Origin of the sequence: Xanthomonas sp. NCPPB 2586 (assembly GCF_041475775.2) — a bacterium.
In the GTDB taxonomy this organism is placed as follows: Bacteria; Pseudomonadota; Gammaproteobacteria; order Xanthomonadales; family Xanthomonadaceae; genus Xanthomonas; species Xanthomonas campestris.
In genome coordinates this window covers 3,669,521-3,686,540 of sequence record NZ_CM192981.1, presented here as the reverse complement: position 1 = coordinate 3,686,540, position 17,020 = coordinate 3,669,521, and the positions used below count along the sequence as shown (strand labels likewise).

Genomic DNA, 17,020 nt, shown 5'->3' with positions numbered 1-17,020 from the left:
AGCCTCCCGACTTCCCGTCCGTCGCCTTGCGGCGGGCGGGCTGATTCCATGGAATGAGGAGCAGGCCATGTCGGACGTTGTACGAGATGCGCAGTCACACCCGGGTTACTACCTGCCAGAGCACGCGCAATACCGCCTGCAGCAGTTACGTGATCACATGCGATTTTTGGCGCGCTTGGCGCAGCCAGGTACGCAGGCCGAAGAGCAGGCGAGGCAACCGGCTATCCGCTTGGACGAGCTGGCGTGCTGCCTGGAGCTGCTGGCCGAGCAAGTAACGCAGGCACTGGCGCAGGTGCAGTGGCCCGCGCGCCTGGAGCCCGACGCCTCTGACAACGCGCGTGCTGACGACGGGGAGGCCGCATGAGCCGGACGGTGATGGCGTCGGCCCGCGCGCGCAGGCGGGCAGGAGATGACAAGCCGCGTGAGGTGTTTGCCTTCGCCATCACCCTGGAGCAAGTGGATGCGCTGGATCAGTTGCTGCTGACCATCGCCGCCCATGGCGATGTGATCGCTGCCGGCAACGCCGATCGGCTGGGCCGCGGCACCTTGCCCGTGCTGGGCAGCGCCATCTTCGATGCGGCCGGTGCCATGCGCACCATCCTGGACCAGTTGGCGCTTCAGCGGCTTTGATGGCCCTGTCTTGTCTGCTCCCTGCGCCCATGGTGCCTGCGCGTTGGCGTGGCAGATACAAGCGCCACCCGTCGCTGCGTGCAGCGGCCGATCTGCAGAACCCGGCGTATCGCGTCTGCAGAACGATCGGTCGTCATTGTTTCGTGGCAAGCGCCGCTTTTGCCAAGGCGGACATCAACCGTTTTGCCTTCTCCGGATGCTTGACCTCGTTTTCGCTCACCTGCTCCACAACGCTGAGTCCATCGGCCTGTATCTGCCTTGGCGTGAACAGCATGCCTGCCGCGCCGGGAACCGAGGCCAGCAGCGTCAACGGGTCGTACAAGTTGAGTTTGGTGACCCTCGGCCAGATCTGGTCGAAGGCCATGGCTTGGTTTGCGCCCTCTTGCGGGCCGTTTGCCTGCGGTAGTGCGCCTGCGGTGAACGTGCGAAAGAACCACGCCTGATCCAGGCCCGGAAGCAGCCCTGCCTGAATCCCTTCCCACAAGCCGTTCAAGGCGTTTTTCTGCACGTCTTCGAGATATCTGCCCACCGAATGCCCACTCTTCGCCAGGCCTTCGTAGAACGAGGGCGACACCGCTGTCTTGTAGGCAGCTTCCTTGGTCACGATGCGCAACGGGATCTGCAGTTGCTGTGCCTTGCGGTACAGGCCACAGGCCGCGTCCAGGTCTGTCGCATTGTTGTAGGCGCGTGCGTCGGGCTGCACATGGCCGTCGGCGTCCCTGGCCGGCTCGACGCCCCCCATGATGGTGATGCTCTTGACGCGCTCGCGCACAAGCGCCGGATGCGCATCGACCAGCGCATGGGCGTCGGTCATGCCGGCAATCACCACCATGCTCAGCCCCTGCGGTGCCTGCATCAGGCGCTCGTGCAGCGCTTGCAGGCTGTTGTCGCAAATTTCGGCCGATTCCGCACGCAACCCCTGGCCTTCCTGCAGGAATTTGGCATGGTCCTTGGCCTGTTTCGCACTCATCAGGTAATCCTGCCCGCGTGAGACACGCACATTGGGGAGTTGCAGGCGGTTGAACACGCCCTTTGCGAGCCGGGCGCGCTCCTCGCGCACGCTGGCATCGCCCAAGGTCACCGCAACGTCGGTGAGGCGTACAAAGCCCGTTACCTGCAGTTGCTTGCCGATGGTGTAGGCGACCACATCGTCGGGGTCCTTGTTGGGGTCGGTAAACAGCACCGTGTCGCGCGGTGTCGCCGGGGTGTGGAAACTGAGCTCCCGCAGCACCGCTGCTTCGTCGGGCGTCAGGCACGTACCGCCTTCGGCCCCGAGTTCGGCAAGCATTCGGCGCTGTGTTGCCGTCAGCGCAGGCGCACTGAGTGAGCGTTTGAGGACGGCAGCGCCTTGTGGTCTTTTCCGCGGCATTGCCTGCAGCGCCCCATCGCTGATCTGCGCGCAGGGCAGGTGTTGATCTGCCGACACGGTTGCAGTGCGCTCACCCGTAGACCCGGACGTTGCATGAGCGCCTGCGGGCACATGCAGTGTGGGGCGATGCCTGATGGAATCCATCTGCTGTCCTCGCGTCGATGCTGGCCAATGAAGCGATCAGGATGGAGGCGGCTCCATTCCCTGGGATATCGATCGGCGAAGGGCGTTGCAACGACACGAAGCGCAGGTTGCCTGTTGCACTGCTTCGAGTGTGAAAGCGTGACCATCAGCATGGCGCGCGTTGCGATCTGCAGAGATCCTGCGCCCTCACGATGCGATTGCCGTCTGCCTGACGACTGCCTTCTACGCCGTTGTCAGATGGATTGGTCAGTCACTTACTTGCGGCTGCGCGAAGCCGCGCATCTGTAAAGGCTTCTGCATCGTCTGCTGGCTGAGCGCGCTGCGACGCATGCACGTCGCCAGACCGTCCATTTTTTCGGTCTTGCGCCAAGCGCAATGACGCTTGCGTAGCAGAGTGGTACGCAAGCACTTTGGTGAATCTGTTCTAAGAGGTGAGGCATGGGTTCCTTCCCAGTGACTTCTGTGGCTCGTGAAGCGGTAAGACACGATCAGCGCGAGGCGCAGGCCCCGCGTGAGGTGGGTTACTCCTCGCAACGCGGCGACCCGCAGGCCAATCCACAATTGAAGCAAGACCTGTCGCGTGCGCCCGTGCGTGCGGCGCGGCTCAAGGCCCCACGCGTGCCTATCGGTGTGCACATTGCGAATACCGGGCTGCAGGCAGCGCGGTTTGCCACCTCTGCGGTCGCAGGGCCAGCCGAAGCCGCAGTTCTGGACGCGGTGCATGCGCCCGCTGCGGCGGCATATGACTATGCAAAAGGGGAGGTGTCCTGGAAAAAGAATGCGGGTGTCACGCTTGCGCCGGCCTTGGCCTACGCCGTGGTGATGGGCACGCTGTCTGCCGTGCAGTATCTGGCGAACCGGTACCTGCAAGCGCAGTCGCAGACGAGTGTCAGCAAGGCCGACAGGGCGAAGGAGTTGGGCGTCACCGAAGCATGCCTGGACGCGGCCGTTGCCATGGTGAACAAGGGGGAGGTGGCCGGTCCCGGGGGTGAGATGACCGAAGAAGAGGCAGCTGCGCTGGCAGCAGATCTTCAGAACCTGGCAACGGCAGACCGTTCCCGGCTGCCGCCAGAGCTCTGGCGCGCTGCCAGCGGCGTTGGCGACGACGCCTACGCATTGGTCACGCAACTGCTCTTGGCCGCAAGAGCCCGCGCGTCTGCAGAGGCGTCTGCATCGTACGGCAGTTGAAAGGTGATCCCACGCGTTGCTGGTTGGAGTGGCGGGCCACGCATGCCCTGCCGGGTTTTCCGAACTACACCGGCGCAGACTTCAAAATCCCAGACAAACTCTCTCGCAAGATCAACTGCAGATGCATGCGGTTGAGTTCCATGCCGCTGGTCATTACGTTGTGCAGGCCGCCGCACATGGCGGCCACGGCGAAGACGCGGGCCTGGAATTCCTGCTCGCTGCTGGCCGGGTCGGCGTGGCCGCGCAGCAGGCGCTTGAGCAGGGCGCTGAGATGTTCGATCAGCGATGCGCTCTGCCGGCGCATAAAGGCGGCCAGCACCGGGTCGCGCAGGGTGGCCAGGTGCAGTTCCAGGTCGATGCGGGTGCGTTTGATGTTGATTTCCTGCAGCAGCCATTCTTCGAGCAGGCCGGCGATGAAATCCACCACGTGCACGTTGGCCGGGCGTTCCACCAGCCACATCTGGCGGATGGCGCGCATGTAGTTGCGCTCCAGCAAGGCGCGCACCAGCGCGTCCTTGTCTTCGAAGCGTTGCAGCAGGGTGCCGCAAGACAGCCGCGCGCGTTCGGCGATGAGCTCGAAGCTGGTGGCCGACAGGCCGATCTCGTCGATGCAGCGTTCGGCGGCGTCCAGCACTTCGTCGACCAAGAGTTCTTCGCGCTGTTTTGCGGTACGCAGCAGAAGGACGTTGGACATGGCGAGCGGTCTGGACGGGGCCTGCAGTATACCGGCGCGGGGTTACGCATCCGTTGGATGGCGCGGCCTGGATGAGGCGCCGGTCACGTCCATTGCACGGCGCTGGGGGCTGGCGCAGAGATGACACCGGTGGCGCGATGCGGCGGCAGTGGGTGGCGGTGATCGACCAGCCGTTCACGGCCGCTGTGCGACACGTGGAGTCCGGTTGTGCAGGAGATGGGTGTGAGTGAGAACAGTGCGGTTGCCGGTGTCTCGGCGCAATGGCCGGCGCGGTTGTGGGTGGTGCGGCATGGGCAGAGCGCAGGTAACGTGGCGCGCGATGTGGCCGAGTCCAATGGCGCGACGTTGATCGACCTGGAGCACCGTGATGCGGATGTGCCGCTCTCAGCATTGGGCGAGCGCCAGGCGCGGGCGCTGGGTGCGTGGATGGCCGGCTTGCCGGAGCATGAGCGGCCCACGTTGATCCTGAGTTCCACCTATGTGCGTGCGTGCCAGACCGCCTTGGCGGTGGCGCGTGCGATGGGCCAGCCAGACACGGCCGTGAGCGTGGACGAGCGGTTGCGCGAAAAAGAATTCGGCGTACTGGACCGCTACACCACGGCCGGCATCATCGCCACGTTTCCGGAGTTGTCGGAGCAGCGCAAGTTGGTGGGCAAGTTCTACTTCCGCCCGCCGGGTGGGGAGAGCTGGTGCGATGTGATTTTTCGCCTGCGCAGCATCGTGGGCGATCTGCAGCGCAATCATGTGGGCGCGCGGGTGCTGATCGTGGGGCACCAGGTGATCGTCAATTGCTTCCGGTATCTGATCGAGCAGATGGACGAGGCCACCATCCTGGCGATCGACCGCGAGGGCGATGTGCCCAATTGCGGGGTGACCGAATACGCCGCGGTGGCCGATGGGCAGTCGCTGGAACTGGTGCGCACCAAGTTCGTGCCGCCGGAGCTGGCGGATGAGCCGGTGACCACCGAATCCGATCGGCCGGCAGGAGCACGCTGAGATGACCGGGCCACGCGTGCGCACCGTTACCGCTGCGGCCTTGCGCGCACAGCCGCTGCCGGCGCCGGGCGGCGACAAGGAGCAGCGCGGGCGTGTGTTGATTGTGGGCGGCTCGGCGCGCGTGCCCGGTGCGGTGATGCTGGCGGGCGAGGCGGCCTTGCGCGCAGGTGCGGGCAAGTTGCAGCTCGCCACCGCGGCCAGCGTGGCGCCAGGCATGGCCTTGGCCATGCCCGAGGCGTTGGTGCTGGGGCTGGGCGAAAACGGGCAGGGCGAGATCGTGCGCGGCCATCGTGCGCTGGATGCGGCCATGAGCGCATGCGATGCGGCGGTGATCGGCCCGGGCATGGCATCGACCAACACCACTGCGGCGTTGGTCAAACGCGCGATCGACCAGGCGGTGTGCACGTTGGTGCTGGATGCCGGTGCATTGTCGCCACGGCTGCGTGCGCCCCTGGGACGGCCCTTCGTGTTGACGCCACATGCGGGCGAGATGGCGGCCCTGGCCGGCGATGACAAGGCAGCAGTGGAAGCGGCGCCCGCCGACTACGCATTGGCGTTTGCCAAGAAGATGCGCAGCGTGGTGATCGTGAAAGGCGCAGACAGTTTTGTCGCCGGGCCGGACGGTGCGCTGTGGGTGCACCGCGGCGGTGTGCCGGGGCTGGGCACCTCGGGCTCGGGCGATACCTTGGCCGGCCTGATTGCCGGTTTTGCCGCGCGTGGATGCGATGCGCTGACCGCTGCACTGTGGGGCGTGTTTGTGCATGCAACGGCGGGCAAGCAGTTGGCCAAGCGCATTGGCACGGTGGGGTTTCTGGCGCGCGAAATTCCGCCGGAAGTGCCGGGGATCCTGGACCGGTTGCCGAGGGGATGATCGACGCTCGTTGCGTTGATGCCGTGCGCAGACCAAAAGCCCCTCTCCAGCGGGAGAGGGGTTGGGGTGAGGGTACGTTTGCTGAAGTCGTGGGGCTGTCTTTCCAGTTGGGGTTTATGTTGTTGCCTTGATTGCCGGGGGCGGGTCGCACTCTTGGCAGACGTACCCTCATCCGGCCCTTCGGGCCACCTTCTCCCGAGGGGAGAAGGAAGTGTCCGATGGTGGAAGGATGCATGGTTGCGCTCGTTTGTGGCGCGATGTTGCGCCGCGTTGGTCGGTTAGGCTTGGTCACCAACCTGGGAGGGTGCACGGTGAAGCGAGCGATTGCGTGGTCGATGGTGGGGGTTCTGGGAGTTTGGGGTGCTGCGACTGAAACGGTGTTGGCATCTGCTTCTGCATCTGCAACAGCAGCAACAGCAGCAACAACAACAGCAACAACAGCAACAACAGCAACAGCAACAGCAACAGCAACGCCTATTCCGGTGCCGGCATCGACGGCATCTGCATCCACGCCCGCATCGAAGGCGGTAGAGGCTGCGGTTGCGGATGCTGCTGTTCCGCCAGCAGCAACTGCCGGCGCACTACGCGTTTACACCTCTGCCCAAGGCGCAACGCAGCAGATGCGTGTCAGCACTGTCGATGCGCCCACGGCCGGACATGCGTTGACCGAGAAAGAGAACTCCATCTTCGTCAATCCACAGCGGCGGTTTCAGGCGTTGCTGGGCATTGGTGGGGCGATCACCGATTCCAGCGCGGAAACCTTCGCCAAACTGCCCAAGCAGGTGCAGCGGCAACTGCTCACCGCCTACTACGACCCGGACAAGGGCATCGGCTACACGCTGGCGCGGACCACCATCCATAGCTCGGATTTCAGCAGTGGCAGCTACACCTATATCAAGGAAGGCGACGCGGCGCTGAAGACCTTTTCGGTGCAGCACGATGCGAAATACCGCATTCCGATGCTGCGTCAGGCCATTGCTGCGGCCGGTGGCACGCTCACCACGTTTGCCAGCCCGTGGAGCGCGCCGGCCTTCATGAAAGACAGCAACGCCATGCTCAAGGGCGGCAAGCTGTTGCCCGAATATGCGCAGGCCTGGGCCACGTACTACACGCGCTTCATTGCCGCGTATGAAAAGGCCGGCATCCCGATCTGGGGCATCAGCCTGCAGAACGAGCCGATGGCAGTGCAGACCTGGGAGTCGATGCTGTTTTCTGCGGAAGAAGAGCGCGACTTCCTCAAGAATCATCTGGGCCCCACCATGGCCAAGGCCGGCTATGGCGATCGCAAGATCATCGTGTGGGACCATAACCGCGACATGATGGTGCACCGCGCGCATGTGATCTTCGATGATCCGGAGGCTTCCAAATATGCGTGGGGCATGGGCTTCCACTGGTACGAAACCTGGGCCGGGTTCGCGCCGATGGTGGAGAACGTGGCGGCGGTGGCACAGGCGTACCCGGACAAGCACCTGCTGCTCACCGAAGCGGCGGTGGAAAAGTTCGACCCGGCCAAGCTGCAGCACTGGCCCAATGGCGAGCGCTATGGCACGGCCATCATCAACGACCTCAATCACGGTGCGGTGGGTTGGACGGACTGGAACATCCTGCTGGACGAGCACGGCGGCCCCAATCACGTGGGCAACTATTGCTTTGCGCCGGTGCATGCCAACACGCGCACCGGCGAGGTGATCTACACGCCGAGCTATTGGTATATCGGCCACTTTTCCAAGTTCATCCGGCCCGGCGCGCAGCGGGTGAGTGCGGCGAGCAGCCGCAGTAACCTGGCCACCACCGCGTTCGTCAACAGCGATGGCAGCCTGGCGACGGTGGTGATGAATGCCACGGATGTGGCGATTCGCTACAACCTGTATGTGGGCGATGCCTCCAGCGTGCTGGAGATTCCCGCGCATGCGATCCAGACGGTGGTGCTGGCGCAGTGAGGCTGGGCGCTACGCGCATGTGCATGCCAGTGGCGCGCACATTCGGCCTGTGCAGCGTTATTCCCCGTGTACCGCCAACGCGGCATGGATCAAGGCGAGATGGCTCAATCCCTGCGGCAGATTGCCCAGGGCATCGCCAGTGTTGGCGTCCACCATTTCCGGCATCAGGTCCACATCGTTGCCCAGGCGCTCCAGCAGCCGCTCGAACAGGCGCCTGGCTTCGTCGCGTTCGCCCAGCAAGCCGTAGGCTTCCACCATCCAGAACGCGCAGGCGGTGAATGTGCCTTCGCGCTGCTGCATGCCGCTGTAGCGGTACAGCAGCTCATCGCAGCCCAGCTCGCGGCGGATGGCGTCGCGGGTGGAGACCATGCGGGCGTGGCGCACCTCGGCCAGGCCGAAGCGCGAGGCCAGCATCAGGCTGGCATCCAGGTCGTCGGTGCCGGCGTAGAAGGTGTAGGCCTGCTTGGACTCGGACCAGCAGTGCGCGTCGATCCAGGCCAGGATGCGCGCCTGCTCGCGTTCCCAGCGCGGCAGCATGGCCGACGACAGATGGCCGGCCTTGGCCAGCTCGCTGGCACGGCGCAGCGCCATCCTGACCTGCCCCCACTGAGCCGTACCAGCTGAAGCTATAAAGTCCGTGAACCCAAGAGGACGGACATGAAGAAGAGCAGATTCAGCACCGAGCAGATCATCGGGTTTATCAAACAGGCCGACGCGGGCATGGCCGTGGCAGAGTTGTGCCGTCGGCATGGTTTCAGCCCGGCCAGCTTTTATCAGTGGCGGGCCAAGTACGGGGGAATGGAGGCCGACGAGGCCAAGCGGCTGAAAGAACTGGAGGTCCAGAACACTCGATTGAAGAAGTTGCTGGCCGAGGCGCACCTGGACATCGAAGCGCTGAAGGTTGGCTTCGGGGTAAAACGCTAGCCCCGCAACGCAAGCGCGAGGCAATCCGACGAATGCTCGAACACACCCCGTTGAGCGAGCGCCGGGCTTGCCGCCTTGCGGGGCTGTCCCGCGATGCTTTCCGCCACGCACCCGTGCCGACGCCAGCCACGCAGGCGCTGTCGGCGCGGCTGGTCGAGCTGGCCCAGACCCACCGCCGCTTCGGCTATCGCCGACTGCATGATTTGTTGCGCCCGGAGTTTCCATCCGTGAATCACAAAAAGATTTATCGCCTGTACGAGGAAGCCGAGCTGAAGGTGCGCAAACGGCGCAAGGCCAAGCGTCCGGTGGGTGAGCGGCAGAAACTGCTGGCGTCCTCCATGCCGAACGACACCTGGAGCATGGACTTCGTGTTCGATGCGCTGGCCAACGCACGCCGCATCAAGTGCCTGACCGTGGTCGACGACTTCACTCGCGAGAGCGTGGACATTGCCGTGGATCACGGCATCAGCGGGGCTTACGTAGTGCGCCTGCTCGATCAGGCGGCGTGTTTCCGTGGCTATCCACGCGCGGTCCGCACCGACAATGGCCCCGAGTTCACCAGTCGCGCCTTCATTGCCTGGACGCAGCAACATGGCATTGAGCACATCCTGATCGAGCCGGGTGCCCCCACGCAGAACGCCTACATCGAAAGCTTCAACGGCAAGTTCCGCGACGAGTGCCTCAACGAGCACTGGTTCACCTCGTTGGCACAAGCCCGGGACGTGATCGCAGACTGGCGACGCCACTACAACCAGATCAGGCCGCACAGCAGTTGTGGTCGCATCCCGCCGGCACAGTTCGCCGCCAACTACCGTACACAACAAGCCAACAACGCAGTACCCTTCAACCCCGGGCTTTATCAGTAATCACTGGTACGGACGATGGGGGCAGGTCAATCCAGCATTCGATCTTGGACATGGTGTAGTGCTCGTCCTGCTCCAGCTCCCAGAAGCCTGCGTCCTTGCGCATCCAGGCATCGGCACATTCGTTGCCCAGGTCGAACAACTGACGTGCAGTTTCCGGGTCCAGGATGTGGCCGGCATCGACAAAGCGCGCGGTCATCTCGAACACATCGCCGTACAGGCACAACTGCAATTGATCGTTGGCGGTATTGCCCACGCGGACCGGACGGGTGTCGCGGTAGCCGGCAATGTCGATCTCGCGCTCATCCGGTACCAGCTCGCCATCGAGCGTGTAGCAGGGGCGAATCCAGGGGCGGTGGCGGCGAATGGTGTGCATCAGCCAGCTGAAGGCGGCCTTGGCATCGGCCAGTGCGCCCACGCGCATGAACGCCTTGGTGGTGTACGCGGCATCGCGCACCCAGGCGTAGCGGTAGTCCCAATTGCCATTGCCACCGATCTGCTCCGGCAGCGAGGTAGTGACCGCCGCGGCAATGGCGCCGGTGGGCGAAAACCACAGGAATTTCAGCGCAAGCGCCGAGCGCACCACGGTGTCGTGGTAGCCGTTGTCGTAGCTGAGGTTGCCGCTCCACTCGCGCCATTCCTGGTCGCTGCGGTCGATGCGGCCGTCGATATCCGCCAGTGGCGGCACCGGCAAGGCTTCGCGCTCGGATGCGAGCAGTGCCACGAGCTGGCGATCGCCGGCGGCAATGCGCAAGGTGCCGCGCACGCTGCGGTCGTCGCAGTGTGCGATCTGCACCGCCTCCGCGTCGAAGCGCAGCATGGTCATCAACGGGCCAACGTGGTGCACGCGGCCGTTGGGCGTATCGCTCTGCCACGGCGTCGCTTCGCCGGCGCGCGTGCCTGGCTGATAGATGAGATCGAACACCACCTCGCCCTCCAGCCCCTCAATGCGCCGGGCCAGCTCCGACCACGGCAGCCGGCCGGCCTCGCCACTGTTGACTGATTCGGTGAGCCGCACGCGGCCGCTTGCGGTGATGAAGGTGGTTTCCAGCACATTGCTGCCGTCGCGGTAACGGCGCTCCACCTGCTGCAGGTCACGCGGGCACAGCGAAAAGAAACCGCCATTGCCGGCATCGAGCAGGCGATCGAACAACGGTGGCGCGTCCATCTTCGGCACGCACCACCAGTCGATGCCGCCATCGGCGCCGCATAGCGCCACCGAGCGGCCGTCACCGATGGCGGCATAGCCGGCAATCGGTAACGTGCCGCTGGCATCGCGGCGGAACTGGGCGCTGGGGCGACTCAAGACAGCAGCAGGCCGCCGGTGGCGCCGAACACCTCGCCGGTGACATAGCTCGATTCCTGCGAGGCGAGCAGCACGTACAGCGGTGCCATCTCCACCGGCTGGCCGGCGCGCTTCATCGGCGTTTCCGAGCCAAATTCCGGGATCTTTTCTGGCGGCTGGCCACCGCTGGGCTGCAGCGGCGTCCACACCGGGCCCGGCGCCACGGCGTTGACGCGGATGCCTTTCTCGGCCACCTGCTGTGCCAGCCCCTTGGTGAAGTTGACGATGGCCGCCTTGGTGGAGGCGTAGTCGAGCAGGGTGGGCGAGGGCTGGTAGGACTGGATCGAGCCGGTGTTGATGATGGAGGCGCCCGGCGGCAGATGCGGGATGGCCGCCTTGCACAGCCAGAACATCGCGTAGACGTTGGTCTTGAAGGTGGCGTCGAACTGCTCGGTGGTGATGTCGGCGATGTCCTTGATGGCGGTCTGCTTGCCGGCGATGTTGATCAGCAGATCCAGGCCGCCGAGTTCTTTCACCGCACGTTCCACCAACTGGTTGCAGAAGGCTTCGTCCTTGAGATCACCCGGCACGGCGATGGCCTTGCGGCCTTCGGCCTGGATGAGCTGCACCACCTCGGCAGCATCCTGTTCTTCTTCGGGCAGGTAATTGAGCACGATGTCTGCGCCTTCGCGCGCATAGGCGATGGCGGTGGCGCGGCCAATGCCCGAGTCCGCGCCGGTGATCAGCGCCTTGCGGCCTTGCAGGCGGCCGAAGCCCTGATAGCTCTGCTCGCCATGGTCGGCCTTGGGCTGCAGCTCATGGATGGTGCCGGGCGCTTCCTGGGTCTGCTCCGGAAAGGTGGGCTGCGGAAACTGGGTGAGCGGGTTCTGCATTGCATATTGGTTCTTCGTGCTGGACATGCACGGGTCTCCTGTCGAGGGGGAGTGGGGGCACGCAGACGGCGCGCACCGAGCGGCGCCCATTGTGGAAAGCGATGCGCTGTGCAGCGGTGAACGAATATTGTGCATGGTGTGAATGCGTGACCGCACTCAAACCGTGCGGATATGCGTCAATCACCACCACGACAGTGGGCGCAATGACGAGGTACACGATGCGGTGGGTGGGAATCGATGGCGCGCGCAGCGGTTGGCTGGCGGTGTGGGACACCGAGGACGCGTTGGCATTTGCGTATACGCAACGGTGCAGGACGTGGCGCATGCACTGCGTGCGGCGGAGGTCATCGGCGTGGATATTCCCATTGGCCTGAGTGAGCACGCCCCGCGCGCGGCCGACGTGCAGGCACGCCGCTTCGTGGGCGGCCGCCGCGCCTGCAGCATCTTTGCTGCGCCGTTACGCGGCATGTTGCATGCGCAGTCGCAGCCCGAAGCATCGCGCCTGCATCGTGCGCTGGATCACGACAAGCAGCGCGGCTTCGGTGTGCAGTCCTTCGGGTTGCTGGACAAGATCCGCCATTGGGATGCCGCCCTGCGCAGCGATGCAGCCTGGGCTGTGCGCGTGCATGAGGTGCACCCGGAAGTTTCGTTCGCCGTGCTCAACGGCGGCCAGGGACTCGCCGCCGGCAAGAAGACGCCGGCCGGCCATGCACAGCGCGTGGCATTGCTCGGCGAACACGTCGGCCACGCGCGAGTGCAGGCGCTGCTGGCGGCCGTACCGCGGCGCTTGGCTGCGCCGGATGATGTGCTCGATGCGCTGGTGGCGTGCTGGAGTGCGCAGCGGATTGCGGCAGGCACCGCCGGCAGCTTGCCCGCGGTGGTGGAGCATGACCGCCATGGCTTGCGCATGGCGATCCGCTACTGACGCACCGCGTTAGCGCGCCGACATCGAATACGGCCGCTGCGCGGGGTCGATGGCCCATTGCTGATTCGGCGTGGCCTGCATGCGGAAGCGCAACTCGCCGCCGGCCTGAATTTCTGCGTGCGTCAGATAAGCGCGCGTCAGTAGCTGGCCGTTGAGGGTGGCGCTGCCGATGTATGGGCGTGCATCGCTCACGCCTTCGGCGATCACGCTGAAGCGCTTGCCGTTGGGCAGGTTGAGCGTGGCGCGCGGCAGGAACGGGCGGCCGATGATGTACTGGTTGCTTCCCGGTGCGACCGGATAAAACCCAAGCGTGGTGAACACGTACCAGGCCGACATCTGGCCCAGGTCGTCGTTGCCGGCCAGGCCTTCGGGGCCGGCGTGGTATTGGGTGTCCATGATCTGGGTCAGGCGTGCCTGCGTGCGCCACGGCTGGCCGGCATAGGCGTACAGATACGCGACGTGATGGCTGGGCTCGTTGCCATGCGCATACCAGCCGACCAGCCCGGTGATGTCTTCCATGTGCTCGAACACCTTCGGGTCCACCTTGGCGTCGAACACCGCATCCAGCCGCGCCAGCAACGTGTCTTCGCCGCCGTGTGCGGCCGCCAGGCCGGCGACGTCCTGCGGCACGTACCATGAGTATTGCCAGGCATTGCCTTCGGTGTAGTCGCTGCCATAGCCGCTGGCAGAGGGGTCGAACGGTTCGCGGAAAGTGCCGGCGCGGGTGCGTGCGCGCATGTAGCCGGTGGCCGGGTCGAAGGCATGCTTCCAGTTGGCGGCGCGCTTGCTGAATTCTGCGGCGATGGCGGGCTTGCCTAACTTGTCGGCCATCTGCGCGATGGTCCAGTCGTCGAATGCGTATTCCAGCGTCTTGGAGGCGGCCTCGCCTTCTTCGTCGATCGGCACGTAGCCCAGTTCGCGGTACTGCGCGATGCCATCGTACGGGCCGTAGTTGGCGCTGGCCACCATGGCATCGAGTGCTTCGTTGGCATCGAAGCCGCCGATGCCTTTCATGTAGGCATCGGCGATTACCGGCACGGCGTGGTAGCCGATCATGCACCAGGTTTCCAGGCCATGAAACGCCCACACCGGGAGGATGCCGTAGGCGCTTTCGCGGCGTGAGGCGAGCAGGGAATTGACCACGTCGCTGGTGCGCTGCGGCGGCTGTACCAGGGTGAGCAGCGGATGCAGGGCGCGGTAGGTGTCCCACAGCGAGAAGGTGGAATAGTGGCTCCAGCCGGTGGCCCGATGCACGGCGTTGTCTGGCCCGCGGTAGCGGCCGTCGCTGTCCATGAACAGGGTCGGCCCGAGCAGCGTGTGGTACAGCGCGGTGTACAGCTGGGTGCGCTGCTGCGGCGTGCCGTGTGCATCGATCGCCGACAATGCCTGTGTCCATTGCGCGCGTGCATCGGCGCGCACGCGGTCAAAGTCGAAGCCGGGCACTTCGGCGGCCAGGTTGGCAATGGCACTGTCTTCGCTGACCGGCGACAGCGCAACGGTGACCACCAGTGGCGTGCCGTCATTGGCAACATCGAACACGCCCACCAGCTGCCGGCCTTCGATTTGCGCACGTTGCGCGGGGTTCTTGTCGCCCGGCGGCGGGAAGCCCTTGTACGGGATGTCCTGCTCGGTGTCGTGCAATTGCGTGGCGGTGAGCGGGCGCGAAAACCGCATGGCGAAATACAGTTGCCGGCCCGGCGCCCAGCCACGCGTTTCGCGGAATCCGGTGACCGTGCCATCGCTGCGCACGCGCAGGCGCGACCACTGCACCTTGCCCGGGTAGTCGTAGAGGCTGGTGCGCAGATCCACCAGCACATGCGCGGGCACGCCCTTGGGGAACTGGTAGCGGTGCACGCCCACGCGCGCGCTGGCAGTGAGTTCGGCGCGGATGTTGCGGTCTTTCAGGGTCACCGCGTAATAGCCGGGCTGCGCCTGCTCGCTGGCGTGATCGAACTGCGCGGTGTAGCCGCTGCCGGGTGTGCCGACATCGCCGCGTTCCAGCTTCACCGTACCGGCGATTGGCATCAGCAAGATATCGCCCAGGTCCGAATGCCCGGAGCCGGAGAAATGCGTATGCGAGAAGCCGACAATCGTGCTGTCGCTATGCCGGTAACCGGCGGCCCAGCCGTAGGCCTCCTTGCGCGGTTTGATCTGGGTGTCCGGGCTCAACTGCACCATGCCGAACGGCACCGTGGCGCCGGGGTAGGTATGGCCTTCGCCACCGGTGCCGATGAAGGGATCGACCGCGCGATAGGCCGAGTCGGCGGCGCGTGGCGCGGCAGTGCTGGCGAAGACGGCAAGGGCGGCCAGCAGCGCCAGCCAGCGGATACGGGACAACGCGATCAACCGATGCTGCATGCGGGACGACTCCGGGCAAGTGCAGCGCCGGACCGTAGCACAGGCCCTTCACTGGATCGACGTCGCCGCATAACGCCGTGCATGCCGCCGCGCTTGTGTCCGCCACTGCGTTCCTGCACACCCGCCAGCCACGTGGATGTGCATCAACGCGCGCGCTTCGCGGCCAGCACCGCCACGGTTGCCAGCGCTGCCACTGCCGCGCCGATGGCCAAGGTGTTGCGCCCCGCACGTGCGCGCACGGCCGGGCGACGGCGGAAGCCGCCATCGATGCCACCGGCGATGGCAGGTGGGCCAAACACATTGCCGCTGGAACGGCCCACGCGCGGTGCTTGCGCGAAGTAACGCTGAAAGAACCGGCTCATCGCACGTGCGAACAGATTGGGTGCCAACGCATGGCCAACCCGCATGGCCTGCACGGCCGGGCCGATCACCACGGTATTGCGCGGGCGATCGAGCAGCCGCACCACCGCCTGCGCCACGGTGCGCGTGTCCAGCATCATCGGCGGGCCAGTGACGCGGCGGCCCACGTAGTTGGCCCCGTGCGACAGCCCCGGCGTGTCGACGAAGTACGGGTACACATCGCAGACATGCACCTTGGGGTGATCGATCAATTCGGCGCGCAAGGCCTCGGAAAACCCGCGCTGGCCGAACTTGCTGGCGCTGTAGGCGGCGGCGTAGGGCGTGGCGGCAAAACCGCCCAGCGAGATCATGTTGACGAATACGCCATGGCCTTGTTCGACAAAGATGGGAATGGCGGCATGCGCATCGTGCATGCGCCCGATCAGGTTGGCCTGCACCACCGCCGTGCTCGCTTCGATGGGCACCTCGTGGAAGCTGCCCACTGCACCCACGCCGACATTGCCGAACCACAGGTCGATGCGGCCCAGGAAACTGCGCGCGCTGGTGGCCAGCGCCTGCACCTGATCGGCCTGTTTGACGTCGGTGGGCACCACCAGCACCTCGGCGCCGTGTGCACGGCAGCGCTCGGCGACATGTTGCAGTGCCTCTTCGCCACGCGCGGCCAGCACCAGACGCGCGCCGCGTTCGGCAAACGCTTCGGCGGTGGCCTGGCCAATGCCGCTGGATGCGCCGGAAATCACCACGTGGGCAGGATGTGTGCGATGCATGCGGAGGCTCCTGGGTCGTAGAGGCGTCCATGCTTGATGCTGGGCTGTGAATGGCACGCGGCCATTTGCGTACCGCTGCGTGAAGCCAACCGGCACCGCACCGGTGGCAAAAGTTGTGCGATGTCATCAGCATCCAGTGCTGAAAATCACCGCCGCCATCCCCATCTGAGCGCTATGGATTTGTTCGATACACCGCTCGCGCCGCTGCAGGTGCTGGACGATGCCGAAGGCGGCGTGCGCTATTGGCCGCAGCTGCTGCCGCCCGCGGTGGCGCAGGCTGCGTTCGCGGCATTGCGCGACGGCGCGGACTGGCAGCGCCACCAGCGCACGATGTACGACCGCGTGGTGGATGTGCCGCGCCTGCTGGCCTCGTACCGGCTGGACGCGCCACTGCCGCCGGGCCTGCCGCTGCAGGCCTTGCTGGCCGCGGTGCAGGCACAGCTGCCGGCACCGTACAACGCAGTGGGCTTGAACCTGTACCGCGACGGCCGCGACAGCGTGGCCATGCACCACGACAAGCTGCACACGCTGCTGGCGCCGCACCCGATTGCGTTGCTGTCGCTGGGCACGCCGCGGCGGATGCAGTTGCGGGCCAAGCAGGGCGCCACGCGCGCGATCACGCTGGAGCTGGCGCCTGGCAGCCTGTTGGCGATGAGCCATGCCTCGCAGCTGACGCATGAGCACGGTATTCCCAAGACCACGCGCGCGCTCGGCGAGCGCATCAGCGTGGTGTTCCGGGTGCGCCCGCCTGCGCGCATGGCCGCCGGTCAGCACGGGCCGCACTGGGAAGCACCCACGCAAACGGACTGAACA

At 65.3% G+C, this 17,020-nt stretch carries 14 protein-coding genes and 2 pseudogenes; 9 read left to right on the top strand and 7 right to left on the bottom strand.

Annotated elements, in window-relative coordinates; translation table 11 throughout:
- Positions 1 to 67: 67 nt before the first annotated feature.
- Positions 68 to 364: an XAC0095 family protein gene (locus ACCQ09_RS15980; protein ID WP_011269954.1), complete on the top strand. Its 297-nt coding sequence runs from the start codon at positions 68 to 70 to the stop codon at positions 362 to 364.
- Positions 361 to 630 carry a hypothetical protein gene (locus tag ACCQ09_RS15975; protein ID WP_011269953.1) on the top strand — a complete coding sequence of 90 codons (270 nt, stop codon included), beginning with the start codon at positions 361 to 363 and terminating at the stop codon, positions 628 to 630. Before ACCQ09_RS15980 ends, ACCQ09_RS15975 begins: the two co-directional genes overlap by 4 nt.
- Before the next feature lie 133 nt (positions 631 to 763).
- On the opposite strand, the gene xopQ is transcribed toward ACCQ09_RS15975, so the two are convergent.
- On the bottom strand, positions 764 to 2,143 hold the full coding sequence (gene xopQ / locus ACCQ09_RS15970) for a type III secretion system effector XopQ (protein WP_040941676.1): 1,380 nt from the start codon (positions 2,141 to 2,143) through the stop codon (positions 764 to 766).
- Between the two features lie 438 nt (positions 2,144 to 2,581).
- Here xopQ and xopAV point away from each other — a divergent pair, with 438 nt between their 5' ends.
- Positions 2,582 to 3,331 (top strand): type III secretion system effector XopAV, encoded by a 750-nt coding sequence (gene xopAV, locus ACCQ09_RS15965; RefSeq protein ID WP_011036273.1) that lies wholly within the window; start codon positions 2,582 to 2,584, stop codon positions 3,329 to 3,331.
- A 64-nt stretch (positions 3,332 to 3,395) separates the two neighbouring features.
- Here the strand turns inward: xopAV and ACCQ09_RS15960 are convergent, their stop codons facing one another.
- Positions 3,396 to 4,025, bottom strand: coding sequence for a TetR/AcrR family transcriptional regulator (locus ACCQ09_RS15960; RefSeq protein WP_011036274.1), 630 nt, complete (start codon positions 4,023 to 4,025; stop codon positions 3,396 to 3,398).
- Positions 4,026 to 4,241: 216 nt separating this feature from the next.
- Between ACCQ09_RS15960 and ACCQ09_RS15955 the strand changes: the two genes are divergently transcribed.
- The 3 genes from ACCQ09_RS15955 to ACCQ09_RS15945 all read left to right on the top strand — a co-directional run bounded on the left by ACCQ09_RS15955 (position 4,242) and on the right by ACCQ09_RS15945 (position 7,832).
- A complete protein-coding gene (locus ACCQ09_RS15955) occupies positions 4,242 to 5,021 on the top strand; it encodes a histidine phosphatase family protein (RefSeq protein WP_011036275.1) in 780 nt (259 codons plus the stop codon).
- 1 nt (position 5,022) lies between these two features.
- A complete protein-coding gene (locus tag ACCQ09_RS15950) occupies positions 5,023 to 5,892 on the top strand; it encodes an NAD(P)H-hydrate dehydratase (RefSeq protein ID WP_011036276.1) in 870 nt (289 codons plus the stop codon).
- Between the two features lie 620 nt (positions 5,893 to 6,512).
- Positions 6,513 to 7,832 carry a glycoside hydrolase family 30 protein gene (locus ACCQ09_RS15945; RefSeq protein ID WP_227971215.1) on the top strand — a complete coding sequence of 440 codons (1,320 nt, stop codon included), beginning with the start codon at positions 6,513 to 6,515 and terminating at the stop codon, positions 7,830 to 7,832.
- A 57-nt stretch (positions 7,833 to 7,889) separates the two neighbouring features.
- On the opposite strand, the pseudogene ACCQ09_RS15940 reads toward ACCQ09_RS15945, so the two are convergent.
- Positions 7,890 to 8,423, bottom strand: a pseudogene (locus ACCQ09_RS15940) (glycoside hydrolase family 15 protein); the annotation flags it as partial.
- A 66-nt stretch (positions 8,424 to 8,489) separates the two neighbouring features.
- Between ACCQ09_RS15940 and ACCQ09_RS15935 the strand changes: the two are divergent.
- A protein-coding gene (locus tag ACCQ09_RS15935) for an IS3-like element IS476 family transposase (RefSeq protein ID WP_087942069.1) occupies positions 8,490 to 9,622 on the top strand; the annotation gives its coding sequence in 2 pieces (ribosomal slippage) (positions 8,490 to 8,745 and positions 8,745 to 9,622; 1,134 coding nt in all).
- A 22-nt stretch (positions 9,623 to 9,644) separates the two neighbouring features.
- Here ACCQ09_RS15935 and ACCQ09_RS15930 read toward each other — a convergent pair.
- Positions 9,645 to 10,925 (bottom strand): annotated as a pseudogene (locus ACCQ09_RS15930) (glycoside hydrolase family 15 protein); the annotation flags it as partial.
- A complete protein-coding gene (locus tag ACCQ09_RS15925) occupies positions 10,922 to 11,824 on the bottom strand; it encodes an SDR family oxidoreductase (protein ID WP_115539803.1) in 903 nt (300 codons plus the stop codon). The pseudogene ACCQ09_RS15930 and the gene ACCQ09_RS15925, both read right to left, overlap by 4 nt.
- 115 nt (positions 11,825 to 11,939) lie before the next feature.
- Here ACCQ09_RS15925 and ACCQ09_RS15920 point away from each other — a divergent pair, with 115 nt between their 5' ends.
- The gene (locus ACCQ09_RS15920) at positions 11,940 to 12,722 is read left to right on the top strand and encodes a DUF429 domain-containing protein (RefSeq protein ID WP_228428109.1); all 783 of its coding nucleotides are present in this window, start codon (positions 11,940 to 11,942) and stop codon (positions 12,720 to 12,722) included.
- 9 nt (positions 12,723 to 12,731) lie between these two features.
- Here the strand turns inward: ACCQ09_RS15920 and ACCQ09_RS15915 are convergent, their stop codons facing one another.
- Positions 12,732 to 15,080 (bottom strand): GH92 family glycosyl hydrolase, encoded by a 2,349-nt coding sequence (locus ACCQ09_RS15915; protein WP_228428111.1) that lies wholly within the window; start codon positions 15,078 to 15,080, stop codon positions 12,732 to 12,734.
- Between the two features lie 143 nt (positions 15,081 to 15,223).
- The gene (locus tag ACCQ09_RS15910) at positions 15,224 to 16,207 is read right to left on the bottom strand and encodes an SDR family oxidoreductase (protein WP_040941671.1); all 984 of its coding nucleotides are present in this window, start codon (positions 16,205 to 16,207) and stop codon (positions 15,224 to 15,226) included.
- Between the two features lie 174 nt (positions 16,208 to 16,381).
- Here ACCQ09_RS15910 and ACCQ09_RS15905 point away from each other — a divergent pair, with 174 nt between their 5' ends.
- Positions 16,382 to 17,017 (top strand): alpha-ketoglutarate-dependent dioxygenase AlkB, encoded by a 636-nt coding sequence (locus tag ACCQ09_RS15905; protein WP_050911660.1) that lies wholly within the window; start codon positions 16,382 to 16,384, stop codon positions 17,015 to 17,017.
- Positions 17,018 to 17,020: the final 3 nt, after the last annotated feature.

Excerpts from the sequence above, each read along its gene's own strand:
- ACCQ09_RS15980 (WP_011269954.1), top strand. The coding sequence starts at position 68 with ATGTCGGACGTTGTACGAGATGCGCAGTCACACCCGGGTTACTACCTG.
- ACCQ09_RS15975 (WP_011269953.1), top strand. The coding sequence starts at position 361 with ATGAGCCGGACGGTGATGGCGTCGGCCCGCGCGCGCAGGCGGGCAGGA.
- xopQ (WP_040941676.1), bottom strand. The coding sequence starts at position 2,143 with ATGGATTCCATCAGGCATCGCCCCACACTGCATGTGCCCGCAGGCGCT.
- xopAV (WP_011036273.1), top strand. The coding sequence starts at position 2,582 with ATGGGTTCCTTCCCAGTGACTTCTGTGGCTCGTGAAGCGGTAAGACAC.
- ACCQ09_RS15960 (WP_011036274.1), bottom strand. The coding sequence starts at position 4,025 with ATGTCCAACGTCCTTCTGCTGCGTACCGCAAAACAGCGCGAAGAACTC.
- ACCQ09_RS15955 (WP_011036275.1), top strand. The coding sequence starts at position 4,242 with ATGGGTGTGAGTGAGAACAGTGCGGTTGCCGGTGTCTCGGCGCAATGG.
- ACCQ09_RS15950 (WP_011036276.1), top strand. The coding sequence starts at position 5,023 with ATGACCGGGCCACGCGTGCGCACCGTTACCGCTGCGGCCTTGCGCGCA.
- ACCQ09_RS15945 (WP_227971215.1), top strand. The coding sequence starts at position 6,513 with ATGCGTGTCAGCACTGTCGATGCGCCCACGGCCGGACATGCGTTGACC.
- ACCQ09_RS15925 (WP_115539803.1), bottom strand. The coding sequence starts at position 11,824 with ATGTCCAGCACGAAGAACCAATATGCAATGCAGAACCCGCTCACCCAG.
- ACCQ09_RS15920 (WP_228428109.1), top strand. The coding sequence starts at position 11,940 with ATGCGTGACCGCACTCAAACCGTGCGGATATGCGTCAATCACCACCAC.
- ACCQ09_RS15915 (WP_228428111.1), bottom strand. The coding sequence starts at position 15,080 with ATGCAGCATCGGTTGATCGCGTTGTCCCGTATCCGCTGGCTGGCGCTG.
- ACCQ09_RS15910 (WP_040941671.1), bottom strand. The coding sequence starts at position 16,207 with ATGCATCGCACACATCCTGCCCACGTGGTGATTTCCGGCGCATCCAGC.
- ACCQ09_RS15905 (WP_050911660.1), top strand. The coding sequence starts at position 16,382 with ATGGATTTGTTCGATACACCGCTCGCGCCGCTGCAGGTGCTGGACGAT.